26 protein-coding genes and 1 riboswitch are annotated in these 24,206 nt (G+C 34.4%); of the genes, 21 read left to right on the top strand and 5 right to left on the bottom strand.

Annotated elements, in window-relative coordinates:
* Positions 1-81 precede the first annotated feature (81 nt).
* Positions 82-1,116 carry an AI-2E family transporter gene (locus NKG37_RS00865; RefSeq protein WP_169189036.1) on the top strand — a complete coding sequence of 345 codons (1,035 nt, stop codon included), beginning with the start codon at positions 82-84 and terminating at the stop codon, positions 1,114-1,116.
* A 63-nt stretch (positions 1,117-1,179) separates the two neighbouring features.
* Here NKG37_RS00865 and NKG37_RS00860 read toward each other — a convergent pair whose 3' ends face one another.
* A complete protein-coding gene (locus tag NKG37_RS00860; protein WP_016202463.1) occupies positions 1,180-2,016 on the bottom strand; it encodes an undecaprenyl-diphosphate phosphatase in 837 nt (278 codons plus the stop codon).
* A 368-nt stretch (positions 2,017-2,384) separates the two neighbouring features.
* Between NKG37_RS00860 and NKG37_RS00855 the strand changes: the two genes are divergently transcribed.
* The 5 genes from NKG37_RS00855 to NKG37_RS00835 all read left to right on the top strand — a co-directional run bounded on the left by NKG37_RS00855 (position 2,385) and on the right by NKG37_RS00835 (position 6,755).
* Positions 2,385-3,320, top strand: coding sequence for a carbohydrate kinase family protein (locus tag NKG37_RS00855; RefSeq protein ID WP_254415634.1), 936 nt, complete (start codon positions 2,385-2,387; stop codon positions 3,318-3,320).
* A 370-nt stretch (positions 3,321-3,690) separates the two neighbouring features.
* On the top strand, positions 3,691-4,236 hold the full coding sequence (locus NKG37_RS00850; RefSeq protein ID WP_016202461.1) for a hypothetical protein: 546 nt from the start codon (positions 3,691-3,693) through the stop codon (positions 4,234-4,236).
* A gap of 221 nt (positions 4,237-4,457) precedes the next feature.
* Entirely contained in the window at positions 4,458-5,279 is an 822-nt protein-coding gene (locus NKG37_RS00845; RefSeq protein ID WP_254415633.1) for an amino acid ABC transporter substrate-binding protein, read from the top strand.
* Positions 5,266-5,967 (top strand): amino acid ABC transporter permease, encoded by a 702-nt coding sequence (locus NKG37_RS00840; RefSeq protein WP_254415632.1) that lies wholly within the window; start codon positions 5,266-5,268, stop codon positions 5,965-5,967. Before NKG37_RS00845 ends, NKG37_RS00840 begins: the two co-directional genes overlap by 14 nt.
* A 53-nt stretch (positions 5,968-6,020) precedes the next feature.
* Positions 6,021-6,755 (top strand): amino acid ABC transporter ATP-binding protein, encoded by a 735-nt coding sequence (locus tag NKG37_RS00835; RefSeq protein WP_101729231.1) that lies wholly within the window; start codon positions 6,021-6,023, stop codon positions 6,753-6,755.
* A 327-nt stretch (positions 6,756-7,082) separates the two neighbouring features.
* Here the strand turns inward: NKG37_RS00835 and NKG37_RS00830 are convergent, their stop codons facing one another.
* The gene (locus NKG37_RS00830) at positions 7,083-7,274 is read right to left on the bottom strand and encodes a hypothetical protein (RefSeq protein WP_040343056.1); all 192 of its coding nucleotides are present in this window, start codon (positions 7,272-7,274) and stop codon (positions 7,083-7,085) included.
* A gap of 452 nt (positions 7,275-7,726) precedes the next feature.
* Between NKG37_RS00830 and NKG37_RS00825 the strand changes: the two genes are divergently transcribed.
* The 3 genes from NKG37_RS00825 to NKG37_RS00815 all read left to right on the top strand — a co-directional run bounded on the left by NKG37_RS00825 (position 7,727) and on the right by NKG37_RS00815 (position 11,361).
* Positions 7,727-9,019, top strand: a complete 1,293-nt coding sequence (locus NKG37_RS00825) for a methyl-accepting chemotaxis protein (protein ID WP_016202456.1) — start codon at positions 7,727-7,729, stop codon at positions 9,017-9,019.
* A 737-nt stretch (positions 9,020-9,756) separates the two neighbouring features.
* Entirely contained in the window at positions 9,757-10,902 is a 1,146-nt protein-coding gene (locus tag NKG37_RS00820) for an FtsW/RodA/SpoVE family cell cycle protein (protein ID WP_016202455.1), read from the top strand.
* Positions 10,903-11,112: 210 nt separating this feature from the next.
* Entirely contained in the window at positions 11,113-11,361 is a 249-nt protein-coding gene (locus NKG37_RS00815) for a DUF2573 family protein (protein WP_016202454.1), read from the top strand.
* Between the two features lie 88 nt (positions 11,362-11,449).
* On the opposite strand, the gene NKG37_RS00810 is transcribed toward NKG37_RS00815, so the two are convergent.
* From NKG37_RS00810 to NKG37_RS00800, 3 genes are all read right to left on the bottom strand, one after another.
* Entirely contained in the window at positions 11,450-11,785 is a 336-nt protein-coding gene (locus NKG37_RS00810; RefSeq protein ID WP_254415631.1) for a spore coat protein, read from the bottom strand.
* Between the two features lie 173 nt (positions 11,786-11,958).
* On the bottom strand, positions 11,959-12,231 hold the full coding sequence (locus tag NKG37_RS00805; RefSeq protein ID WP_101729229.1) for a hypothetical protein: 273 nt from the start codon (positions 12,229-12,231) through the stop codon (positions 11,959-11,961).
* 21 nt (positions 12,232-12,252) lie between these two features.
* Positions 12,253-12,387 carry a YuzL family protein gene (locus tag NKG37_RS00800; RefSeq protein ID WP_016202451.1) on the bottom strand — a complete coding sequence of 45 codons (135 nt, stop codon included), beginning with the start codon at positions 12,385-12,387 and terminating at the stop codon, positions 12,253-12,255.
* A 222-nt stretch (positions 12,388-12,609) separates the two neighbouring features.
* Between NKG37_RS00800 and NKG37_RS00795 the strand changes: the two genes are divergently transcribed.
* The 12 genes from NKG37_RS00795 to sufC all read left to right on the top strand — a co-directional run bounded on the left by NKG37_RS00795 (position 12,610) and on the right by sufC (position 24,191).
* Complete coding sequence (locus NKG37_RS00795; protein WP_254415630.1) at positions 12,610-14,982, top strand: 3-hydroxyacyl-CoA dehydrogenase/enoyl-CoA hydratase family protein; 2,373 nt, start codon at positions 12,610-12,612, stop codon at positions 14,980-14,982.
* A gap of 53 nt (positions 14,983-15,035) precedes the next feature.
* The gene (locus NKG37_RS00790) at positions 15,036-16,790 is read left to right on the top strand and encodes an acyl-CoA dehydrogenase family protein (RefSeq protein WP_254415629.1); all 1,755 of its coding nucleotides are present in this window, start codon (positions 15,036-15,038) and stop codon (positions 16,788-16,790) included.
* A 166-nt stretch (positions 16,791-16,956) separates the two neighbouring features.
* Positions 16,957-17,154, top strand: coding sequence for a hypothetical protein (locus NKG37_RS00785; protein ID WP_254415628.1), 198 nt, complete (start codon positions 16,957-16,959; stop codon positions 17,152-17,154).
* Positions 17,155-17,230: 76 nt separating this feature from the next.
* Positions 17,231-17,587 carry an arsenate reductase family protein gene (locus NKG37_RS00780; protein ID WP_016202448.1) on the top strand — a complete coding sequence of 119 codons (357 nt, stop codon included), beginning with the start codon at positions 17,231-17,233 and terminating at the stop codon, positions 17,585-17,587.
* Between the two features lie 66 nt (positions 17,588-17,653).
* Positions 17,654-18,037 (top strand): glycine cleavage system protein GcvH, encoded by a 384-nt coding sequence (gene gcvH, locus NKG37_RS00775; RefSeq protein ID WP_016202447.1) that lies wholly within the window; start codon positions 17,654-17,656, stop codon positions 18,035-18,037.
* A 205-nt stretch (positions 18,038-18,242) separates the two neighbouring features.
* Entirely contained in the window at positions 18,243-18,596 is a 354-nt protein-coding gene (locus NKG37_RS00770) for a toprim domain-containing protein (protein WP_016202446.1), read from the top strand.
* Positions 18,593-18,904: a thioredoxin family protein gene (locus tag NKG37_RS00765; protein ID WP_016202445.1), complete on the top strand. Its 312-nt coding sequence runs from the start codon at positions 18,593-18,595 to the stop codon at positions 18,902-18,904. The genes NKG37_RS00770 and NKG37_RS00765 overlap by 4 nt, the downstream gene beginning before the upstream one ends.
* Before the next feature lie 540 nt (positions 18,905-19,444).
* Positions 19,445-19,780, top strand: a complete 336-nt coding sequence (locus tag NKG37_RS00760) for an SCP2 sterol-binding domain-containing protein (RefSeq protein WP_145999652.1) — start codon at positions 19,445-19,447, stop codon at positions 19,778-19,780.
* 282 nt (positions 19,781-20,062) lie between these two features.
* Positions 20,063-20,168, top strand: a riboswitch (SAM riboswitch).
* Between the two features lie 144 nt (positions 20,169-20,312).
* Positions 20,313-21,335 carry a methionine ABC transporter ATP-binding protein gene (locus NKG37_RS00755; RefSeq protein ID WP_254415627.1) on the top strand — a complete coding sequence of 341 codons (1,023 nt, stop codon included), beginning with the start codon at positions 20,313-20,315 and terminating at the stop codon, positions 21,333-21,335.
* A complete protein-coding gene (locus tag NKG37_RS00750; RefSeq protein WP_169189031.1) occupies positions 21,332-22,000 on the top strand; it encodes a methionine ABC transporter permease in 669 nt (222 codons plus the stop codon). The genes NKG37_RS00755 and NKG37_RS00750 overlap by 4 nt, the downstream gene beginning before the upstream one ends.
* A gap of 12 nt (positions 22,001-22,012) precedes the next feature.
* Positions 22,013-22,861 carry a MetQ/NlpA family ABC transporter substrate-binding protein gene (locus NKG37_RS00745; protein WP_016202441.1) on the top strand — a complete coding sequence of 283 codons (849 nt, stop codon included), beginning with the start codon at positions 22,013-22,015 and terminating at the stop codon, positions 22,859-22,861.
* 535 nt (positions 22,862-23,396) lie between these two features.
* A complete protein-coding gene (sufC, locus tag NKG37_RS00740; RefSeq protein ID WP_016202440.1) occupies positions 23,397-24,191 on the top strand; it encodes a Fe-S cluster assembly ATPase SufC in 795 nt (264 codons plus the stop codon).
* The last annotated feature ends 15 nt before the right edge of the window (positions 24,192-24,206 follow it).

The following is a 24,206-nucleotide window of genomic DNA, read 5'->3' as shown; positions in this document are numbered from 1 at the left end:
TTGGATTGATAATAAGTTATAAAGGAAAAAAAGAAAAATTTCCTCTTAGGTAGGTATTTTAAATCGTCAGGGGTCTTTAGCATGGAAACGGTGCTTCAATTTTTTCAGAAAAAAGGGATTAAAAGAATTTTTATTTTGTTTTTAATTGGTTTGTGCCTTTACTTTGTTCGGAGTATGATAAATCTGATTTTATTTACTTTTATTTTTTCTTACTTAATGGATAGACTTGTTCAGTTTTTTACAAGCAAGTTTGCCATAAAACGGACTATTGCTGTTATCTTGCTTTATTTTTCTGTTTTATCATTGCTTATATATGGGATTTCCACTTATCTGCCTGTTATCATTCAACAGATTTCGGTGTTAGTCATCCAAATGACAGATTTTTATATGCAGCCACATGAAAATGCTGTATTAAATTTTATCGTAAACACCTTAAATAATTTTAGCGTTACGACTTATTTGCATCAGGGCTTTACTTTTATTTTCAAGTATTTTACAAATATTTGGGGGAATTTACTTCAAGTATTTATGGCAATTGTATTAAGTCTTTTCTTTCTGTTGGAAAAAGAAAGACTACGGTTATTTGCTAAACGTTTCCATAGCAGTAAAATAGCATCGATATACTTTGAATGTAAGTATTTCAGCAAGAAATTTGTGGCTACTTTTGGAAAAGTAATAGAAGCACAATTTATTATCGCCATCATTAATTGTGTTTTAACAACAACTTCTTTATATTTTCTAGGCTTTCCTCAATTGTTTGGCTTAGGTATTATGATTTTCTTACTGGGGCTTATACCAGTGGCAGGCGTAATTATTTCTTTTATCCCGTTATGTATTATCGGATATACGGTCGGGGGAATAACACACGTCATTTCAGTGATTATTTTAATTATGGTTATCCATGCGATAGAAGCATATATACTAAACCCAAAATTAATGTCTTCCAAAACGGATTTGCCAGTATTTTTCACCTTTATTGTGCTAATTTTTTCTGAGCACTTTTTCGGCGTATGGGGCTTAATTGTAGGAATCCCTATTTTCATATTCTTGCTTGATCTATTAGAAGTAAAAAGTGATAAAACGCGATTAAAAAAGGGAGAAAGTATTTTACCCTAATCAAAAAGTCATCTCAAGTTTGAGATGACTTTTTGATTTAGGATTACATTATTAGTAAGGTTTTTAAAAGAACACGACCATGATAATAATAGCGATAATAATACGATAAATCGCAAATGGTGTTAATTTAATTCGATCAATTAGTTTTAAGAAGAATCGAATGGATATTAGCGCAAAAATAAACGCACTGATAAATCCAACAATAAAGAACGGAAGAGCCGCTGATGTGATATATTCCCAATTGTTTAATAAAGAAATAAAGCTAGCACCAGCCATGATCGGAACAGCCATGATAAAGGTAAAGTCTGCTGCAACACGGTGGCTTAGTCCCATCAAAACCCCACCTGATATAGTGGAGCCAGATCTTGAAAACCCTGGCCATAAGGCAATACATTGAAATAATCCAATGAAAAATGCTTGTTTATTTGTAATTTGATCCAAAGAAGTAGTTGTCGGTTTTTTCTTCTTTTGCGTATAGTCTGCGAGAATCATCAAAATCGCTCCAACAATTAAAGCATACGCAACTGTTTCAAAATTAAATAAATGTTCATCAATGTAATCATCAAACAGTAGTCCTAATACACCTGCTGGGATTAACCCGATAAGAATTTGTACTAAGCTTAATTTATGTCCCGTTACTTTTTCACCATTAATCGTTTTTTTCAAACCAAGAATATTTAGGAAACGATCTTTGAAGATAATAACCACAGCTAAAATTGAACCTAGTTGGATAACAACCTTAAAGGTATTCGCTACTTCAGGTGAAAATATCTCTCCTGATTTCAACCACAAATCATCAACAAGTATCATGTGACCGGTCGACGATACCGGTGCAAATTCAGTCAAACCTTCTACTATGCCTAAAATAAAGGCAACTATTAATTCCCATAACTTATCCAAACTTTGTTCACTCCTATTTATCCATTAATTTAAAAATTATCTTCTTTTTAAAAGGCTGTTTTCGTAAAGTTTATTGCGATTACCCGCAGCTCCATTTTTCCAACTAATTGTTTTTTCCTATTGAAAAAACAACACTCCTTTAGAATACAGCTTTTTAAAACATACGCTTATCTATCATATCAAATATTTAGCAAAAGCTGAACGCTAAATATTTGATTTTCCAGTTTGAAAAAATACATAAAGTATAACGCATAAATAGATAAGTAAGTTTCACCATTTTAATGAAACTATTTTTATTGTCTAAACTCTGCTGGTGGAATAAAGGAGATATACTATAAAGGTAGAACTGATAGAGAGGAAGATAACATATGGCTCGAAAAGGAGTTTTATCTCTTGGCGATGCATTTATCGATTATGTTTCACGATCGAGTGATAATAATCGTTTTGAAAGAAAATTAGGTGGAGCTTCTGTAAATGTTGCTGTACATATAAGTAGATTTGCAATTCCGAGTTTTTATATGACGAAGCTAGGGGAGAGAGAAGATAGTCAATTTGTAGAAGCAGAGATGATAAAAGAAAAAATATATTTGGATGATAGTGTTCGTACACCAACAAAGCAAATATCGAAAGTATATGTTCATCTAGATACTTCAGGGGAGAGATATTTTCATAAATATGAAAATGAAACCCCTGATGAAGTTGTATTCGAAACAGATATTAAAGAATCAGCTTTTGAAAACAAAGCCATTTTTTATTTTGGGTCAGGTACACTTTTTCATCCAAGAGCGAGGGCTGCGACAAAAAAGGCAATAGGCATTGCAAAGGAAAAAGGATTAATCATTGCTTTTGATGCAAATATTCACATCAAAAGGTGGAATAGTGAAGAAGAATGCAGACAAGTGATTATGGAATTTTCGTCTTTAGTTGATGTCCTAAAATTATCAAAAGAAGAACTCTGCTTTCTTTTAGAGGTGAGTTCAGTGAAGGAAGGATTGGCAAATTTGGAGAGAATCCAGATACCATTCAAACTAATCACCTTAGGCGAAAAGGGTGCCGTTGGCCAATTGTATGAGCAAAAAGTATATATACCTGGTGAGGTGGTAAGTACGATAGATACTAATGGTTCCGGCGATGCGTTTATGGCAACAATTTTAGCTTGTATTTATGAAAAGGGCTTTCCTACTTCTGAAGAAGAGCTGAAGAATTATATAGTTCGTGCAAACAAGCTGGGAGCAATGGTAGCAACTAAAGCTGGTTCATTGCCTAAACTTCCTGATTATCAAACTATTACTAAGAAGAGTTGATTAAGGGCCAGACTATAGATATTAACTGCAGTTCAAGGATTTAGATATCCTTTTGTGAAGCAAAACGAGCAAGGTAATCCTGAACACTTGTTAACAAGTGGTGGATTCGAAACAGAATTATTTAAAAGCTAATTGACAAATGGAAATATATAACCAAAAGCATACTTTCTTAGAAGGAAGAATCATCTGAATGGCAGAATTCTAAGGGAAGTATGCTTTTTTGTAACCTTTTTAAGTCTAAAGACGTAGATAAAAATAATCCAAGAGTTTGTTACAAGTTTTGGCTAATCTTTATATGATAGAAAAGAGGAAAGTAAGAAGAACACAAGTGAGTGATTAGTAATTTTAAATGAAAGAAGGGAATGTTTGTGTGACTAGTAAAAAAGTATATATCATATTAACGGATACGGGCACTTTATTCACTCGCTGCATTAAATTATTCACAAGAAAGCCCCATAATCATGCATCTATTTCCTTTGATCCGCAATTAAATGAGGTCTATAGTTTTGGAAGAAGGAAGCCCAGCAATCCTTTCATCGGTGGATTTGTGAAAGAAAACGTACAGCATGATTTTTTTCGAAATAGCCGTTGTATTATTTATTCCATTTCCGTGACAGAAGCTCAATATGAAAAAATGAAGAATAAAATTGAACAGATGGAGATAGAACAAAGAAATTATCGTTATAATTTACTGGGACTTTTATTTATTTTGTTTAAAATCCAGTATAATCGAAAGAATGCTTATTTTTGTTCTCAGTTTGTTGCATCAATTTTGCATGATAGTGGGGTATTACTTTTTAATAAACCACCGTGTTTGATTACTCCGTATGATTTATTAGACGAATACAAAATGGAAAGAGTTTACGAAGGAAAATTACATCTCTATCCACTTGTGTTTAGAAAAACAGCAGCGTAAAGCAATTATTATCATTTTTTTTTTTTTTGATTCTTATAAAATTGGAAAAAAGTGACCGTTTAAAAGGTCGCTTTTTTTGGTATGAAATGGATATATCAATCATGGTTAATTTCAGAACTTTTGGTGAAAATAAAAAGGAGAATGAATGCTTTGACAAAAGGTATTCCCATATAATATGATAGCAATTGCTGACAAGTCTTATCGGAATTAGGAGGAATAATATGAAAAAATTAAGTATAATATTTAGTTTATTATTGAGTCTTACCATTGTTTTAGCAGCTTGTGGTAGTAAATCAGATAATCAATCAAATGATTCTGCAGATAAAAATGCTGATAATAACACAGATTTATTAGCACAAATTAAAGAAAATGGAAAATTAGTAGTTGGTACGGAAGGTACATATCCTCCCTTCACTTTTCATGATAATTCAGGAACGTTGACTGGTTTTGATGTGGAAATTGCACAAGAGGTTGCGAAACGTTTAGGTGTCGAAGCTGAATTTAAAGAAACGCAATGGGATGCAATGTTTGCTGGTCTTGATGCAAAGCGATTCGATATGATTGCAAACCAAGTAGGGATAAATGATGAAAGAAAAGCGAAATATGCTTTCTCTGATCCATATATTTCTTCTGCTGCTGTTCTTATTACGAGAGAAGATTCAGATGTGAAAAGCTTTAAAGATATTAAAGGATTGAAGTCAGCACAGTCATTAACAAGTAATTACGCAGAAATAGCAAAAACTAACGGGGCAGAGTTAGTTGGGGTTGATGGTTTCAATCAAGCGATTGAACTTCTGAATGCTAAGCGAGTAGATGTTACAATTAATGACAAATTGTCTTTCTTAGATTTTAAAAAGCAAAAGCCTGATGTAAAAGTTGTGATTGCTGATACTGCTGATGATGTAGCCCAAAGTGGATTAATGTTTAGACAAGGAAATGATACGTTAGTAGAAGCGGTAAATAAAGCATTACAAGAAATGATTGACGATGGTACGTATAAATCAATATCTGAGAAATGGTTCGGAGAAGATGTACTTAAATAATATCTTCACAGACCCAGAAGCATTTCAGCGATATTATGATATTGCAGTTAGTTCCCTTCTCCCTTTGGTGAAGGGGGCTATTTTATATACGATACCACTATCGATTATTTCCTTTATTATTGGGCTAATTTTAGCTATTTTAACCGCTTTAGCTAGATTATCAAGTATTAAAATTTTGCAAATTATTGCTGGCATTTATGTTTCCATCATTCGTGGAACACCTTTACTTGTTCAGTTATTCATTATTTTTTATGGGCTGCCGAATGTTGGTATTACCCTTGAACCGTTTGTAGCAGCAATTATAGGTTTTTCCTTAAGTGTAGGAGCGTATGGATCAGAAATAGTGAGAGGCTCCATTTTAAGCATTCCTAATGGTCAATGGGAGGCTGGTTATTCCATCGGAATGAGCTATGTTCAAAATTTAAAGCGAATTATTTTGCCACAGGCCGCTCGCGTTTCGATTCCTCCATTGTCGAATACATTTATAAGTTTAATCAAAGATTCGTCTTTAGCAGCCTTAATTCTGGTGACAGAAATGTTTCGAAAAGCACAAGAAATTGCAAGCACTAATTATGAATTTCTACTGTTATATTCAGAGGTTGCCTTCTTGTATTGGCTCATTTGTTTCCCTCTTTCTATTATTCAGCAGGGACTGGAAAATCGATTCGGACGTCATTTAAGTAAGTAAAAGGGAACTTCCATTGTCCAGAAAGATAAAAGACATAGAAAGGAGTGTACAGTATGATTTCGATCAAGGGGTTGTCTAAACATTTTGGTGATTTACAAGTACTAAAGGACATTAATCTTGAAGTGGAAAAAGGGAAAGTAATCGTTGTTATCGGACCGTCTGGTTCGGGAAAAACGACGATGCTTCGTTGCTTAAACATTTTGGAAACGCCAACGACTGGTCATATTACGATTGAAAATAAACAATTGGATTTTTCGAAAAAAGTAACGAAGAAAGCTGTCACAGATTTTCGGAAATTAACCGGTATGGTTTTTCAAAGCTATAATCTTTTTCCCCATAAAACAGCAATTGAAAATGTGATGGAAGGTCCAATCACAGTGAAAAAGCAATCAAAGGAAAAGGCGAGAAGTATCGCGGCTGACTTATTGAATAAAGTGGGACTCGGTGACAAAATCGATTACTATCCATTTCAATTATCAGGTGGCCAGCAACAGCGTGTTGGTATTGCGAGAGCACTTGCGATGGAACCAGAAGTAATGTTGTTTGATGAACCAACTTCTGCTCTGGACCCAGAGCTTGTTGGCGAAGTATTAAAAGTAATAAAACAACTTGCTAATGAGGGCATGACAATGATTATCGTTACACATGAGATGAAATTTGCACGAGAAGTTGCAGATGAAGTAATTTTTATGGATGGTGGATATATTGTGGAAAAAGGAAATCCACAGGCTATCTTTTCTGCACCCAAAGAAGCAAGAACGCAGCAATTTCTGCAATTAATTCAATAAAAAAAGAGTTGTTAAGGAATCTCGGTAAGGAGATTTGTTTCCGTAACAACTCTAAAACAAAAGGGGGAATTACACTTTGTAGTATCATTGTGGACCCCTTTTTCTTTTTTTATACATAAGTTGATCATTTTTTTGAAGGCTGTTTTAAAGAATTGTTGTTTTTTCAATAAGAAAAAGAATTAGTTGGAAAAATGGAGCAGCCGGAATACACGAAGACGCCACGGGAATTAGCGAGACAGCTTGAGACCCCCACGGAAAGCGAAGTGTATTCTGACTGCCGGTAATCACGACAAACTTTACGAAAACAGCCTTTTTGAAAAAAGTAAATTATTGTTCATCGTGAATTTTCTTATGTATGACCTCCTCTTCTAATAAACTGAAGAAAGCTACGATTACTCCTGAAATCAAGGAAGCAATGGTGTAAACCGACAAACCAGTCATGGCATAGAAAAGAAACGTTGTGAAGATGGTCAATAGACAGCAATAGATGATGGAGTTTACATATAAGGTATTTTTCATTTTGAACCTTCTTTCCGCTATTCATATATTTTAGTATATGTAGAGAATAGGAAATATACTACCGCGAAAGGATGATTGCCCTTTTTTATAGATAAAGGGGGATAAGCCCTCACTGTTTTTGCAAAAAAGCATATCTAATAAGTATAAAGAATAGCTTGTATCACCTTCTTAGAAGCTGAATACACAGTTATATTCTTTATACCGTAACCCCATAACCTCCTCTCACTTTGGGTATAGCCGTTCGTTTGGCTATACCTCTTTTTTTATTTACGTTTAAAATTGCTTAAAACAATTATCTTTTGTAAAATAGGTATAAACCACTATTTTTGTGAAAAGTTATTTGGATTTATGAATCTTTTATCACGATATAAATATTTATAAATAAAAAAGTGGGATGGTAATAAGAATGATAGGGTATAAAGAACTATAAAAGGTCAGGAAGGAATATTTTTATGAAGAAATATAGAATTTTTCGTAGTTTAAGAACAAAAATGATTGTCATCATATTTTTTGCTACATTATTTAGCACAATGATCTCCTTTAAGCTTCATGAAATGATAAGAGAATTTGGGATGATTCCTCCAGAATTCAGTATTTTTGTAAATACTATCATTAATCTAGTGTTTGTAACTGTTATTGTTGCATTATTTACGCGACGAATTATCATCTCTCCACTAAAAAAATTATTGCATTCTACAAAGAAGATTACAGAAGGCGAACTGGATATTGAAATCAGCAAGACTTCCAATGATGAAATTGGTCAATTAACAGATGAATTTATTTTGATGAAAGAATTTATTAGAAACTTAGTTCAGAAAGTAAATGAAACATCGGAACACATAAATACTTCTGCTGAAAAGCTAACTGCCAATACAGTGGAAACAAGCTATGTATCGGAGCAAATTTCTTCCGCTATCCAAAGTGTTGCAGCAGGTTCTGAAGAGCAAACAAAAGGAATGGAATTTATAGTTGATGCAGTAGCAGTTGTTAATGACGAAATTAAAGATATTACGAAGAATACAGAAGAAATGGTAAAAAGCACGAATAATACTGTTTTGAAAGCAAAAGAAGGACAAGCAGTTGTGGATAACACTGTAACTCAAATGAGCTTAATCCAAAATTCAGTGAAAGAATCCAATAACTCCATCGTATTATTACAGGAGCGTTCCCAAGAGATTGGTCAGTTCTTAAATGTTATAACGGAAATTGCTGATCAGACAAATTTATTGGCATTAAATGCGGCCATTGAGGCAGCAAGAGCTGGTGAGGCGGGCAAAGGTTTTGCGGTAGTAGCAGAAGAAGTAAGGAAGTTGGCTGAGCAATCCAATGAGTCTGCTAAGCAAATTGCTGTATTAGTAAATGAAATTCAAAAAGATACTCTTTCTTCCGTTAAAACGATGAAAAGAGTAACAGAAGAAGTAAAAGATGGGATTAATATCACCAATGATACAAAAGAAAAGTTTACGATTATTTCTGAATCTATGTTAACAATGAGTGACCAAATGAAAAATATTCTAGAGGCTGCCAATAAGATTTCGACAAATATAGTCGAGGTCGCAGGATCTGTAGATCAAGTTACTGGTATTGCGAAGGAAAACAGTCAAAATTCCATGAACGTATCAGAAGCTTCCCAAGAACAATTAGCTGCGATTGAAGAAATAACTTCCTCCACGAAATCTTTAGCTAAAATTGCTGATGATTTAGTGGAATTAACAAAAACAATTCATGTAAATGAAAGTGCCTAGAAAAGAAAAAGTTTACATAAAAGGCTGTTTTCTAAAAGATTGTTATTTTTCAATCGAAAAAAAGAACTAGTTGGAATAATGGATCAGCCGGAATACACGTAGACGCCACGGGGATTAGCGAGACAGTCTGAGACACCCCGGAGGCAAAGCTGAGGAGGCTTAAGCTTAGCCCTACGGAAAGCGAAGTGCATTCCGGCTGCGGGGAATCGCAACAAACTTTACGAAAACAGCCAAATAAAAAAGAATGATTAAAAGAGACAGTTAATATCTCCCAGAAACATTTTCTGGAGATAAACTCTTTTGATCATTCTCTTTTTTTGGGGGAGAATAAAAATGAATCGTTTTATTCCCGTATTAATGGACAGTAAGACTCAACCATGAGATTATGAGAATTCGAGGAAGATAGGTAGGAGGTCCACTGTAAGTAAAGGTCCGAATGGTTCAACTAACCATCAGTAGGGGATGAAGGAAAAGCCCCACTGATGGAAGTTTCAATTTATGACAATTTAAACAGTTTTCATTCAATTTGGTTAAAGTTAGGAATCAAAATAATTAATTTTGCGAAAATGATTGTCGAAAGTTGTTATTTTATGCAAATACAAATATAATGAAGAATTGTAAATATGTGAATTATGCTATTCATTTAGTGTAAATACAAATGAAAAAAATTGGTATTTTTAGAGTGAAAAATAATAGCCTACTGTTAAAAGTTTTACTGAACAAGGAGCAATGACAATATGTCCCCAAAAAATTCATCGAAAATAGATTATACACTTGTTCTAATATTAATGCTTTTATGTTTAACAAGCCTTATTGCTATATATGGAGCAAATTCATCTTATGTGTTAAAGCAAGTTTTGTTTTATGGAGTTGGTATAGGAATTATCATTGGAGTGATTCGTTTAGATTCCGATCAGCTAAAAAAACTGACTTGGTATTTATATGCATTTGGTCTTGTCTTATTAATATTACTTATTCTGGCACCAGAAAGTATTGCCCGAGAAATTAATGGTGCAAAAAGCTGGTTTACACTACCTGGTTTTTCCCTGCAGCCATCTGAATTTGTTAAAGTGTTTTTAGTACTAGCGCTCTCCCGATTAATTGTGGATCATCAAGAAAAATATATCGTAAAGACGATAGAAAGTGACTTTTTTCTTTTATTCAAAATTGGATGTGTAACAGCACTTCCGTTATTTCTAGTAATGCTACAACCTGACTTAGGAACATCCTTAGTATTTCTCGCTATTATGCTAGGAATGGTTTTTATCTCTGGTATCTCTTGGAAGATATTAATGCCTATTTTCTCAAGCTTTGCTGTTATTGCAACAGCAGTTCTTTATCTTGTCATTTGGCATCCTGATTGGATTACAGCGTACTTTGGCGTAAAGGAATATCAAATGGGAAGAATCTATTCTTGGTTGGATCCATATACGTATCAAAGCACAACAGGCTATCATTTAACACAATCCTTACTGGCAATCGGATCTGGACAAACGACAGGGAAGGGAATTGGTACTAGTGAAGTAGTGCTTCCAGAGAATCATACGGACTTTATTTTCAGCGTAGTTGGAGAAGAGTTTGGGTTTATAGGTGCTAGCATTATTATCAGTTTGTTTTTTCTGCTTATTTACCATATTACAAAAGTAGCATTAGAAACAAAAAATTCATTTTATACTTGTATGAGTGTTGGAATCATTAGTATGCTTTGCTTTCATGTTTTCCAAAATATTGGGATGACAGTAGGTATTCTGCCGATTACAGGAATTCCACTCCCTTTCATCAGCTACGGTGGTAGTTCTTTAATGGGGAATATGCTATCAATGGGATTGATTTTTTCGATTAGATATCATTATAAAAAGTATATGTTTTCAAGCGATGAATAATCGTTTTAACTTTTACGACAAAAAGAGGCTGACAGGGAGCAGCCTCTTTTCGTTTATTCTTTCTCGATTCTTAAAATGAGGGGGTAAGAAAAGGAAAGAATATCAATATGGGAAGTTAATGATATTGATAATCATTATCATTAGGTGTAATCTTATAATAAAACAATTTATTATCGTTGTCAACGCAAATAGTAAGGAGGAAAATAAAAAATGAATGAAAAATTTATGGCGGAATTTGATTCCTTGTTAAGTAATTATACGGAATTACTACTTGGAGAGGAGGATGACGAGTTAAAAGAAAAAGTGCAAGTATGGATGCTCTATACTTTTATGTCGAAAAATATGCCAGGCTTAGTGAAGCATTGGAATGCTAAATTCCCAGATGGCAAACAAACGATTATTCAAATTATTACTGAAATAAAAAAAATGAACGAGATGAGCAAACAAAATCGAGAGTGAAAACATATGCTATAAGGAGAACTGGACAAAGCGTAAAAAAATCATACCACCTGTACGATGCCGTTTGGGTGGTATGATGGAAAAAGGGTTACTGGATATTCGTATTTCCGTATGGGAATTGGTTGCTATATCCTTTAAATTGCTGATAAGACTGCTGAAGCTTTTGTTGCTCAGCAGCTTCAAGCTTATACCAACCTTTTTGAAACATTAAATCATACAATTCTCTTTGCATATTTTGTGTTTCTGTAAAAATCGCTAATAAATCTTGATATAGTGGTTCATTACTAGCTTCATTTAAGGCTGTTGAATAAGAGTCAGTCATATATTTTTCTGTTGAAAGCAGATCATTAGTATAATCGCGGTCATTCATTTGTGGCGTTTTTGGAACTTGTGCCTTAGGATTTTGAATTGGTTGTTGGTTCATTTTATTTGTCCTCCCTCACAAGGTTATTATTTAAAAAGTCTATTGCTAATTCATATCCTTCCACTATGTAGAAGGTGCCCATTCTGCAAAAGGCAATGTCAACAAAGAGGTTTGGCATTCTCTTTAGCAGAATGAGCATGATAAATTAACAATCACAAATTTTTTGTAAATACTTATTGTGGTTGTTGTGACACTGGCTGACTGTTAGCATTTAGGTGATTAAGTATTCTTTCATAATGGTGCTGATGCATTTGTCCACATTTTTCAAGCTGTGCTTTTATTGCCGGGTCTTGGGCATTTTGGGCAAAAAAATGTGCCTTTTTCATTGCTAGTAAATTCCAAGAAAGCATATCTGTTAAGTAAAGGGAATCTTTGACTGTTACCATAATAGGTGGTTTCATCATCATTCCATTTGGTTGAGTCATATTATTTGGTTGTTGTTGCATTAAGTTCGACCTCCTAAAAATCTATTGCTTTTTATATTGATTATTTTGACTATTAACTTTTCCACCACCATCATTTTCAACGGTTGGACCAGCATTTCCTTTAACACTTGCTGCACTAACTCCTGCTTTAGAAGGGTTCTTTTTAAGACGAGCCATCTTTCTATTCACCTCCCTTTTCTTATTCCATACTAGCATTTCCTATTTTTCTTATTTAATGAGTGCTCAGCTTGGAGAAATAAATGAATATATTGTTTGTTATAGCTGTTTATGTACAGACTTGTTAAAAGTCATATGTACGTATGAAAAATCAATGAGTCAATAAATAGTCATTTAAACTTAGAAAATTCCATTTAATCTAATTTTCAAGGAGGATGTAAGGTGAAAGAGATAAAATCTGCTGCGGTTATTGGTTCTGGAGTAATGGGTGCAGCGATTGCAGCACAGTTTCTTAATGCTGGGATAGCGACGATTCTTTTGGATATTGTGCCAAATCAGCTAACAGAAGAAGAAAAAGAAAAGGGGTTAACAATAGAGGATAAGGTGGTAAGAAATCGATTTGTTCAGCGGGCCGTCGAAAGAATGAAAACAGATTTGCCAAGTCCACTCACCTCCGTCCATAATTTATCAAAATTAACGATAGGAAATTTAGAAGATGATTTCGCTTTATTACAGGATGTGGATTGGATAGCGGAAGCAATTATTGAAGATATTAACATAAAAAAAGAGCTCTTTAAAAAGATAGATCAACTTAGAAAAAAAGGCTCTATCGTAAGTAGTAATACTTCCGGTATATCAATAAATAAAATGAAAGAAAATCTTTCTCCTGATTTCCAAGCACATTTTTTAGGTACACACTTTTTTAATCCGCCTCGGTATATTACATTACTTGAAATAATTCCTACAAAAGAAACAGCCCCGATTGTTGTCAAAACCATAAGTGAATTTGCGGAAGAAACGTTAGGAAAAGTGGTAGTAAAAGCAAGTGATACCCCTAATTTTATTGCTAATCGTATTGGTTCCTATGCTTTTTTAAATATTGTTAACGAAATGATAAAAGCTGACTTAACGATTGAGGAAGTAGATCAATTAACTGGTCCACTTATTGGCCGGCCTAAAAGTGCTACTTTCCATACTTTAGATATGGTAGGGCTAGACACATTTTATCAGGTAATCCAAAACATGAAAGGAAAAATGAAGAATCCAGAAGAAATAGAGACATTTAAACCCCCAGCATTGTTAGATGAAATGATTAAGAAGAAAATGCTCGGTAGAAAGACGAAAAAGGGATTTTATCAAAAAACGAAAGAAGGACTAAAAGTATTAGATTACCATACAATGACATACAAAGAGCTAACTCGAATGAAAGAGAAAGCAGAAGGTAAATCACTGACTTTGTTTTTGCAAGAACCAAATAAAAAAGGACAATTTCTTTGGAAAGGAATTGCACCATTTTTACTTTATTCTGCAAAAATGGTCGGAGAAATCACCGACTCTATTTTTGAAATAGATCAAGCTGTTCAGTCTGGATTCAATTGGAAAAATGGACCGTTTCGCTTATGGGATGAATTATCTTTAAAAGATACAGTGAAACGGATGGAAGAAGAGTCAATGGATATTCCTAAATGGATTAAAGAAATGATGAATGCTGGTTTTGAGCAATTTTATAAAGAAGTGAATGGTGTCATTCATTATTATCACCAAGGAGAATATTTGCCTCTTCCTAAAAGTGTAGACCAAATAGATATTCAAGAAAGCAAAAAGCAAAGAGGCATACTTCTTTCCAATGATGGAGCAAGTTTAATCGATATAGGGGATGGCGTATTATTGCTTGAATTACACAGTTCGAATATGAGCATTGGTATGGACATTCTTTCGATGATTGAAAAGTCGATAGAAAAAGTAGAGTCAGAAGCATATAAAGGGCTTATTATCGGCAGCGAAAAAAAGAACTTTAGTCTTGGAGCTAATTTAGCTTTAATGCTATTAGAAGCCCAAAATGGAGACATTATAGAACTACAAATAGCCGTCCGCCGTTTTCAACAAGCAATGAAGCGCATAAAATATTGCCAAAAGCCAATTGTAGCTGTCCCATATCAAAGAACTTTGGGGGGAGGAGCAGAAATTTGTCTAGCGGCAAGCAAAGTGCAAGCATCGCTAGAAACTTATATTGGTCTTGTAGAAACAGCGGTAGGACTTATCCCAGGTGGGGGAGGTACTACTGAATTATATTGTAATAAGATTAAGCAATACCAAAACCCGTCACAAGAAGAAATATTACAGCATACCGCAGAGATCTTTCAGACGGTATTAACTGCGAAGGTTGCTACCTCTGCTGCTCATGCAAAGGAACTGGGATTCTTAACTAATAAAGATGGGATAACAAATAATGTCCGATTTTTATTAAGAGATGCTAAAAAGGCGGTTTTGCAATTAGCTAATGAGCAGTATCAACCACAGCAAAAAGAAAAGATAGTAGTTGCAGGAACAGTTGGTTATGAATTTTTAATGAAAGAAATTAAAAAGCTAGGAAAACTTGGTTTTATCTCCGAATATGATGCATTTATTGCGAGTAATCTTGCAACCGTCCTTACAGGAGGCAAGGTAGAATGTGGCACATTGGTGGAGGAGGACTATTTATTAGATTTAGAAAGAGAAGCGTTTATTCGATTAATTCAGGAACAGGAGACACAAAAAAGAATGCTACATCTATTGCAGACAGGGAGGCCATTATTGGCTAGAAAAAAGATTTAACCATTTCTTTAAATGAAGATTAAGTGGATATAGAAAGGAAGGAAAAAAATAATATGCAAAAGGGTGGAAGTTTTTTAACAGAACAAGTCACCGAAGAAGCTATTTTCACACCAGAAGATTTTACGGAAGAGCATCAGATGATTGCAGAAATGACGAGTGAGTTTGTTCAGAAAAGAGTATTACCACATTTGGCCGAAATGGAAAATCATCAATTTACTATTACGAAACAATTGATGGAAGAGGCAGGAGAACTAGGATTATTAAGTTCAGATATTCCAGAAATATATGGTGGTTTGGGCTTAGATAAAATCAGTACTGCTGTTATCTCTGAGATGATGTCTGTTGCAGGTGGCTTCTCTGTCACTCATGGAGCTCATATAGGAATTGGTTCATTATCGATTGTTTTATTCGGAAATAAAGCACAAAAGGAAAAGTATTTACCAGATTTAGCTACAGGTAAAAAAATAGCATCCTACGCACTAACAGAACCTACTGTTGGATCAGATGCACTTAGTGTAAAAACAACAGCAGTTTTAAATAAAGAGGGTACACATTATTTATTGACTGGTGAAAAGCAGTGGATTACGAATTCAGGAATTGCGGATATCTTTGTCGTATATGCAAAAGTAAATCAACACCATTTTACTGCCTTTATCGTTGAAAAAGCCTTTTCTGGGGTTTCAGTAGGAAAAGAAGAAAATAAATTAGGAATTAAGAGTTCGTCAACTTGCGCTGTCCGTTTTGATCAAGTAGAAGTACCTGTGGAAAATGTGTTAGGAGAAGTAGGAAGAGGTCATTTAATTGCATTAAATATTTTAAATATTGGACGCTATAAGCTTGGCCTTGGAGCAATTGGTGCAAGTAAGGAAGCATTAAAAAAGACGATAGCCTATACAGATAAACGAATCCAATTCGCGACCCCGATATCTCGCTTTCCGCTTACTATGGAGAAATATGCAACGATGGCATCCTATATATATGCTGCCGAAAGTACTGTTTACCGAACAGCAGGATTGCTCTCAGAAGCAATGGGTGGATTGCCAGATGAAGTAGATATGAAAGAGATGGCAAAAATAATGAATGAATACGTTATTGAGTGTAGTCTAAATAAAATTTTTGCATCTGAAGTGTTAGATATGGTCGTAGATGAAGGTGTTCAACTCCATGGCGGTAATGGCTTTATGGAAGACTACGATATTGCTAGAATGTATCGCGATTCCAGAATTAATCGTATTTTTGAAGGAACAAATGAAATAAACCGATTACTAATACCTCCTACCTTGGCAAAGAAGAGCTTGAAAGGGGAAATCCCATTATTGTCACTCGCTGCAAAAATGGAAAAGGAAATGATCTCTTTTCTTCCAGAAGACCCAGATGGGAAGCCCTTATCCCAAGAAAGAATGCTTCTATCAAATTCTAGAAAAATAAGTTACATCTTATTTGGAATGATGCTTAAAAAATATAAAGAGCAGTTAGAACAACAACAAGAGATTATGGTGAATCTAGCCAATATTATCAATGCTATCTTTTCGATGGACTCTTGTATAGTAAGAACACAAAAAGCAATGGCAAAGAGTGGGCAAGAGGAGAAGCAAAGATTACTTTATACAGAAATATATTGCCAAGAAGCATTTCAACAAGTGATTGGAGAAGCAACAGATACGTTAGCATATATGCTTAGTGGCGATGAATTAAAATTAGCCCTTTCCGTATTGAAAAAATATACTAGACATACGCCAAAGTCGCTGATTACAAGTAAAAGAGAGGCTGCAAAGAGTCTATTAAGGGCTGGAGAATACCAGGTATAAAGTTACTTATCCCACTCTTAACAGACAGTAAGACTCCCATCTCAAGGTTATGAGAATACGAGGAAGATAGGTGGGAGATCAACAGTCCGTAAAGGTCCGATTGGTTCAGCTAACCATCTGCGGGGGAGGAAGGAAAACCCCTCACTGATGGAAATTTCACTTTATAATGAAAAAGGTTCCTTTGTCACTAGTTGAAAAGAATGAAGAACCTTTTTCTTTTAACATGACGATAGAGAATTTTAAGATAGTACAGTCAAAACAAGAGAATCCAGTAATTTCGAATAGTATATACTCTTCTTGGATGAGGAGAAAAGAACGGAGAAATCCAGAAAAGGAAATAACTGACCGAAAAAGTGGACAGTAATCGAAGTTTTACTTTATACAAAATTGTGATAATATTTAGTTGAATGTTTCAAAATACATAGATTATGGGTGATGGAATGAAAGTTACTTTTTATTGGTATCCAAAATGCTCAACCTGTCGAAAGGCGAAAAAGTGGCTCGATGAAAATCATGTGTCATATGAAGAAGTACATATTGTAGATAATCCTCCTTCCCGTGCATTATTAGAGGATTTGTATAAAAACAGCGGTCTTGAATTAAAGAAGTTTTTCAATACCTCTGGCCAGAAATACAGAGATCTAGGATTAAAGGACAAAATAAACGAAGCTTCAGAAGGTGAATTGCTAGATTTGCTTGCTTCTGATGGCATGCTAATTAAACGCCCTTTAACAACAGATGGAAATAAAGTAACATTAGGGTTTAAAGAAGAAGTGTTTGAAGAAAGTTGGGGATAAGAATCCTGCTTTTTTTAATAGTGACTCTGTTTAACAGAGTAATATGATAAATACGGAGGGGTTATAATGGCAGTACCAAAGGATTTACGATATTCAAAAGAGCATGAATGGGTTAAAGTTGAGGGAGAAAACGCACGTGTAGGAATTACATATTTTGCGCAATCTGAATTAGGCGATATCGTATTTGTTGAACTACCAGAAGTAGGCGATGAAGTAACGGCAAATGAGCCTTTCGGAAGTGTAGAATCTGTTAAAACAGTTTCTGAATTATATGCTCCTATCAGTGGAAAAGTAGTAGAAGTGAACGAAGAACTTAGCGACAATCCAGAGTATGTTAACGAATCTCCTTATGAAAAAGCATGGATGGTTGTTATCGAACCAAGCGATAAAGCGGACATTGAGGCACTTATGTCATCAGAACAATACGAAGAAATGACGAACGAAGGTTAATTGACTATTAAAGACATCGGTAATTTGCCGATGTCTTTTTCTTGAGAGAATTTCTAGTTAAAGGGTAAAAATAGTGGACTTAATGAGGTTTTACAATGGCCAATTATATCGTTCTTTTTCAAACCTCATACCATAAAATCTACTTCTTTCTTTTCTTGTTTGAAATATGTTAAAGTAAATGAAATAACTCCTTTAGGTGATCAAAATGAAAAAAGTAATCATTGTTGAAGGCAAATCAGATAAAAGAAAAGTAGAAAAGATTGTGCGTGAACCAGTTGATATCATTTGCACTAATGGAACAATAGGTGTATCGAAACTGGATGAATTGCTAGAAGAGTTAATGGATAAAGATGTGTATATTTTAGTGGATGCAGACAAGTCTGGAGATAAGTTAAGGAAGCAGTTTAAAAGAGAACTTCCAGAAGCAGAATTTCTTTATATAGATCGAAAATATAAAGAAGTGGCCGCCTCACCAGAACATCATTTAGCAACACTCTTATTGCAGGCAAATATCGAAATTGAAGCCAAATATTTAGATATAAGGATGAATGGTTTATGATAGAATGGAAGCCCGATCAGTGGGAGAAACAAATAAAAGATGCATCAACTGCCTTTTTTTATTTATATACTCCTCTTTGCGGAACATGTATGGTTGCTTCTAAGATGCTAACGGTATTACATACAATGAAGCCAGATTTAAACTTAGGAAAAATGGATTTGAATTATGCTCCAGATTTAGCAACAAAGTTTGAAGTTGAAAGTGTTCCTTGTCTATTGATTATCGAAAATGGGGAGTTAAAGGAAAAAGTATATCGCTTTGAATCGGTTCCTCATTTACTGGAAGTGATTAATAAATACACGAGGTAGAAAGACCCTTTTCCGTGGATGAAAGGGTCTTTCTTTTATTTGCGATTATAATACAAAGTATTTTAATCAGTGAAAGCCAATTTGCCTTGAATGGGAGAGAAGAAGGGAACAGAGAAGCCTGATCAGAGCCCGTTTACTCACAAGAGAAGGGAAGAAGGGAACAGAGAAGCCCGATCAGAGCCCGTTTACTCACAAGAGAAGAGAAGAAGGGAATAGAGAAGCCCGATCAAAGCCCGTTTACTCACAAGAGAAGAGAAGAAGGGAACAGAGAAGCCCGATCAGAGCCCGTTTACTCACAAGAGAAGGGAAGAAGGGAACAGAGAAGCCCGATCAAAGCCCTTTTGCTCACAAGAGGAGCAATAAGGTAATAGATCGGCTCTTCTCAAAATGCTACCCTTTGAAATCCCCGACTACCAATATTGATTCCAAAACAGATTTTCCAAAAGATTGTCCTTAACAAAAAAGGTTTTTTCTATTCTTGCAAGAATAAGTAATATAAGATTGTTCGGCAGAAAGTAGGAGATGCTTTTGCAGGAGTGGATGAAAAGTTTTGTAGATAAGTTGAATCGTAAAGAGTCTTTAAAACCATTATTTCGAAACACTTCGCTTTCATTAGCGATATCATGCCAAAATGATGTCTATATAATGGAGTTAAGGGACAATCGTTTTTCATGGAGAAGGATGACAGATGAAAATCCAGATGTATGGTTAACGGGAGAAAGAGATAGTATAATGAAGGTTTCGACGGGTGAGATTCTTCTTAGAAAAGCGAAAAAAAGTGAATTGATTCAACTAGAAGGTTCTTTAAGAAAAATTCTTTTACTGGAATCTTTGTTTTTCTTAAGTAATTCACAGCCTGTAAATCGAACCGGTTAAAGATGGAAATCTAAACTGAAAATAAGAGTTGATGCTCACCTGGAAGCTCATTTTCGCACAGAAAATGAAGTATATTTCAGGTTGTTTTTTTAGGGGAATCTTTATCAGCTTCATCACTAAATCCAACTGTGCTTCCCTGATTAATTATGTTAGAAAACCTTACGTAATAAATTGAAAATTCAGAAAAAATATTATATTAAAAAATGTATTGACACTAATATCGGGAAATGGTAAATTACATCTATCATATTAACGAATTTAAAATTTCATATAGATAAAGAACTCTTATCAAGAGAGGTGGAGGGATGTGCCCTATGAAACCCGGCAACCGTCAGTATACTGAAACGGTGCCAATTCACACAAAGCGTTTAGCTTTGATAGATGAGAGAAAGGGATATTATTAATAAAAAAACCTTTCTGCTCATCTTGCAGAAAGGTTTTTTTATTATTTGGAATGATATGATGTGCTTTGTTAAAACTATTTTAATATAGTGATCGATAGAGTAATTTTAAATAGAAGTAGGTGAACACATTGATTAATGTCAACTCAGTAAAAAAAATATACTCCTCTAGAAGTGGGAAGGTCACTGCAGTTGATCATGTGGATTTAAATATCCATTCAGGAGAGATATTTGGAATAATAGGATATAGTGGTGCAGGTAAAAGTACATTAATCAGAATGCTGAACGGATTGGAGATTCCTACTGAAGGAAGTGTTTCGGTTGCAGGTCACGAAGTTTCCAAAATAAAGGGAAGCGAGCTTCGTAAGGCGAGACAAGAAATCAGTATGATTTTTCAACATTTTAATCTGTTATGGTCAAGAACGGTAAAAGAAAATATAGCTTTTCCTTTAGAAATAGCAGGAGTAAAAAAAACAGCAAGAGACAAGAAAGTATTGGAGTTAATCAAGTTAGTTGGATTGGAAGGACGAGAGGACGCTTATCCTTCTCAATTAAGCGGTGGGCAAAAGCAGCGAGTTGGTATCGCAAGAGCACTTGCTAGTGATCCGAAAGTACTTCTTTGTGATGAAGCAACATCTGCATTGGATCCACAAACAACAGATGCAATCTTAGATTTGTTAGTAGACATTAATAAACGTCTTGGTCTTACTATCGTTCTTATCACTCATGAAATGCATGTTATTCGAAAGATTTGTCATCGAGTAGCCGTGATGGAAGATGGGAAAGTAGTAGAAACGGGGCCAGTGATTGATGTCTTTAAACAGCCGAAGAAAGAAATCACGAAACGTTTTGTTCAACAAGTAATTGAACCAGAAGATGCGAAGGATACAATCGAACATTTAATAGTACAATATAAAACAGGAAGCATCGTCATGTTAGGATTTGTTGGCGAAAGTGCTGAACAGCCTGTTATTACTAATCTTATTCGCGCTTTTTCGGTTTCTGTGAATATCATTCAAGGTAAAATTTCTCCGACTCAAAATGGCTCATATGGAACATTATATATCCATCTGGATGGAGAGCAAGAGGAAATAGATAAAGCAATTCAATACCTGCATGCACAAGAAATTAGTGTGGAGGTGATTGAAGGATGATGGAAAGCTTATTACCAAATGTAAATTGGGAAATCATGTGGAATGCCACTAAAGAGACCCTATTTATGACTGGATTCTCGATTATTTTTACCTTTATACTCGGAATTATTCTCGGAATTACGTTGTTTTTAACGGATAAAGGAAATATGTGGAATAATGTCTTTTTTAATAGAATCATCAGTGCAATCGTAAATATTTTCCGGTCTATTCCTTTTATTATTTTATTAGTTTTATTAATTCCATTAACGACCTTGCTAATTGGGACAATGATTGGACCAAAAGCTGCTTTACCTTCTCTAATAATTGGAGCTGCTCCATTTTATGCAAGGCTTGTGGAAATAGGACTTCGAGAAGTGGATAAAGGTGTTATTGAAGCAGCAAAGTCAATGGGTGCAAAACCAATTACTGTTATCTTTAAAGTTTTATTACCAGAATCCATGCCTGCTCTTGTGTCTGGGATTACTGTTACGACAATTGCATTAGTAGGATCTACTGCAATGGCTGGAATTATTGGTGCAGGAGGGCTTGGGAATCTAGCCTACTTACAAGGATTCCAAAGAGGTAATGGTGATGTGACACTTGTTTCAACTGTTATTATATTAATCATTGTTTTTATCATCCAATTTATTGGTGATTTTATAACAAACAAAATAGATAAAAGATAAGGAGAATAACACATGAAAAAATTATGGTCTTTACTTATTGCGTTAACATTTGTATTTGTTCTTGCTGCATGCGGAAGCTCTAACGATGATAGCAAGGAAAGTGGTGCTTCTAACACAGACAAAGAAACAACTAAATTAGTAGTAGGTGCTTCCAATGTACCACATGCAGAAATTTTAGAAAAAGCGAAGCCGATTCTTGAAGAAAAAGGAATTGATTTAGAAATCGTTCCTTTCCAAGATTATGTATTACCAAATAAAGCTTTAGAATCAAAAGAAATCGATGCAAACTATTTTCAACATATTCCATATTTGAACCAACAAATTAAAGAGAATGGTTATGAGTTTGTAAATGCTGGTGGAATTCATATTGAGCCAATGGCTGTTTTCTCTAAGGAATATAAAAGTTTAGATGAGCTTCCAGATGGAGCAACTATTATTCTAAGTAACTCTGTTGCCGAGCATGGTCGTGTGCTTTCTCTTTTAGAAAAAGGTGGATTAATTAAACTTAAAGATGGAATCGACAAAGTAAATGCAACAATAGAAGACATTGTTGAAAATCCAAAAAATGTTCAATTAAAAGCAGATTATGAGCCAGCTTTACTTCCACAAATTTTTAATAATAATGAAGGGGACGCTGTTGTTATCAATGCAAACTATGCATTAGATGCAGGTCTAAACCCTGTGGAAGATTCCATTGAAATTGAAGGAAGCGAATCTCCATATGCGAATATTATTACGGTTCGTAAGGGAGACGAAAATAGAGAAGATATCAAAACTTTAGTAGAAGTATTACATTCAAAAGAAATTCAAGATTTCATTAATACGGAATATAAAGGTGCAGTTGTACCAGTTAATGAATAATGATTAAAAAGATGTTCCTATAAAAGACCAAAACACAAAGTGTATATCCAATTGAGAATTAAGTCAGTTCTATCAATAATGGATATAGCATGTGTGCAGGTCTTTATAGGGGCATTTTTTTTATTTTGAAAAAGATTATTGGGAACATATGTTTCTTTACATAGGAATGAGTTTTCAGGATTACTTTTCCGATAAGTACTAGGGCTAAATTTAAAGGGTGTATAAATACTAAAACGAAGCTGTTGATAGAAAGAATTTAACGGAGTTTATTAAATAAATCTAAGGCAAATCATTTATGCAAGTATATTGTTTTATTTATAATAAGGGAAGAAGTTGTTTCATTTTTAAAGAATACATATTTTTTTGAAAGTGAATCAGGGGATTTATTTGTTTTAGGTGAATTTTCCTTATGTAACAGGAATCAATAGGTTGCTATCAGATTTTATTTGTTATAAGATTAGAATGATAATAAATTGATAATGAAGTTTCGACAATTTTGTGAACAAAACTTCTTTTTACTATGGAGGTATATAATATGAGTCAACCTAAATTAGTCATTAATGATTTACATGTTTCAATCGAAGAAAAAGAAATTATTAAAGGTCTTAACTTAGAAATAAAGGGTGGAGAAATTCACGCAATCATGGGACCAAACGGAACTGGTAAATCTACTTTATCTTCTGCAATCATGGGTCACCCAAAATATGAAGTAACTAGCGGTGATGTAAGTCTTGATGATGAAGATGTATTAGAAATGGAAGTAGATGAGCGCGCTCGTGCAGGTTTATTTTTAGCAATGCAATATCCAAGTGAAATTAGCGGTGTAACAAATGCTGACTTTTTACGTTCAGCTTTAAACAGCCGTTTAGGTGAAGGTAATGAAATTTCATTAATGAAGTTTATCCGTAAAATGGATGAAAACATGGAATACTTAGAAATGGATCCTGATATGGCTCAACGTTATTTAAACGAAGGTTTCTCTGGTGGGGAGAAAAAACGTAATGAAATCCTTCAATTAATGATGTTAAATCCAAAAATTGCTATTTTAGATGAAATCGATTCTGGTTTGGACATCGATGCATTGAAAGTTGTTTCAAAAGGAATCAACAAAATGCGTGAAGAGCGTAAAGAAGATTTCGGTTGCTTAATTATTACTCACTACCAACGTTTATTAAATTACATCACTCCTGACTACGTTCACGTAATGATGCAAGGTCGTGTTGTTAAATCTGGCGGTCCAGAACTTGCTCAACGCTTAGAAGCAGAAGGATATGATTGGATTAAAAAAGAGCTAGGTATTGAAGACGAAACTGTTGAACAAGAAGCGTAATCGTTAGGAGGATTG

This window comes from Niallia sp. RD1, assembly GCF_024219955.1.
Taxonomy (GTDB): Bacteria; Bacillota; Bacilli; order Bacillales; family Cytobacillaceae; genus Niallia; species Niallia alba.
Note: the sequence above shows the minus strand (reverse complement) of the source record. Positions and strands in the feature narration are given on the sequence as shown.

Excerpts from the sequence above, each read along its gene's own strand:
- NKG37_RS00805 (WP_101729229.1), bottom strand. The coding sequence starts at position 12,231 with ATGCAACAACAACCAAATAATATGACTCAACCAAATGGAATGATGATG.
- NKG37_RS00790 (WP_254415629.1), top strand. The coding sequence starts at position 15,036 with ATGCAAAAGGGTGGAAGTTTTTTAACAGAACAAGTCACCGAAGAAGCT.
- NKG37_RS00800 (WP_016202451.1), bottom strand. The coding sequence starts at position 12,387 with ATGGCTCGTCTTAAAAAGAACCCTTCTAAAGCAGGAGTTAGTGCAGCA.
- NKG37_RS00750 (WP_169189031.1), top strand. The coding sequence starts at position 21,332 with ATGATGGAAAGCTTATTACCAAATGTAAATTGGGAAATCATGTGGAAT.
- NKG37_RS00780 (WP_016202448.1), top strand. The coding sequence starts at position 17,231 with ATGAAAGTTACTTTTTATTGGTATCCAAAATGCTCAACCTGTCGAAAG.
- NKG37_RS00815 (WP_016202454.1), top strand. The coding sequence starts at position 11,113 with ATGAATGAAAAATTTATGGCGGAATTTGATTCCTTGTTAAGTAATTAT.
- gcvH (WP_016202447.1), top strand. The coding sequence starts at position 17,654 with ATGGCAGTACCAAAGGATTTACGATATTCAAAAGAGCATGAATGGGTT.
- NKG37_RS00845 (WP_254415633.1), top strand. The coding sequence starts at position 4,458 with ATGAAAAAATTAAGTATAATATTTAGTTTATTATTGAGTCTTACCATT.
- sufC (WP_016202440.1), top strand. The coding sequence starts at position 23,397 with ATGAGTCAACCTAAATTAGTCATTAATGATTTACATGTTTCAATCGAA.
- NKG37_RS00835 (WP_101729231.1), top strand. The coding sequence starts at position 6,021 with ATGATTTCGATCAAGGGGTTGTCTAAACATTTTGGTGATTTACAAGTA.
- NKG37_RS00760 (WP_145999652.1), top strand. The coding sequence starts at position 19,445 with ATGAAAAGTTTTGTAGATAAGTTGAATCGTAAAGAGTCTTTAAAACCA.
- NKG37_RS00765 (WP_016202445.1), top strand. The coding sequence starts at position 18,593 with ATGATAGAATGGAAGCCCGATCAGTGGGAGAAACAAATAAAAGATGCA.
- NKG37_RS00785 (WP_254415628.1), top strand. The coding sequence starts at position 16,957 with ATGAAAAAGGTTCCTTTGTCACTAGTTGAAAAGAATGAAGAACCTTTT.
- NKG37_RS00840 (WP_254415632.1), top strand. The coding sequence starts at position 5,266 with ATGTACTTAAATAATATCTTCACAGACCCAGAAGCATTTCAGCGATAT.
- NKG37_RS00745 (WP_016202441.1), top strand. The coding sequence starts at position 22,013 with ATGAAAAAATTATGGTCTTTACTTATTGCGTTAACATTTGTATTTGTT.
- NKG37_RS00855 (WP_254415634.1), top strand. The coding sequence starts at position 2,385 with ATGGCTCGAAAAGGAGTTTTATCTCTTGGCGATGCATTTATCGATTAT.
- NKG37_RS00770 (WP_016202446.1), top strand. The coding sequence starts at position 18,243 with ATGAAAAAAGTAATCATTGTTGAAGGCAAATCAGATAAAAGAAAAGTA.
- NKG37_RS00820 (WP_016202455.1), top strand. The coding sequence starts at position 9,757 with ATGTCCCCAAAAAATTCATCGAAAATAGATTATACACTTGTTCTAATA.
- NKG37_RS00825 (WP_016202456.1), top strand. The coding sequence starts at position 7,727 with ATGAAGAAATATAGAATTTTTCGTAGTTTAAGAACAAAAATGATTGTC.
- NKG37_RS00810 (WP_254415631.1), bottom strand. The coding sequence starts at position 11,785 with ATGAACCAACAACCAATTCAAAATCCTAAGGCACAAGTTCCAAAAACG.
- NKG37_RS00865 (WP_169189036.1), top strand. The coding sequence starts at position 82 with ATGGAAACGGTGCTTCAATTTTTTCAGAAAAAAGGGATTAAAAGAATT.
- NKG37_RS00830 (WP_040343056.1), bottom strand. The coding sequence starts at position 7,274 with ATGAAAAATACCTTATATGTAAACTCCATCATCTATTGCTGTCTATTG.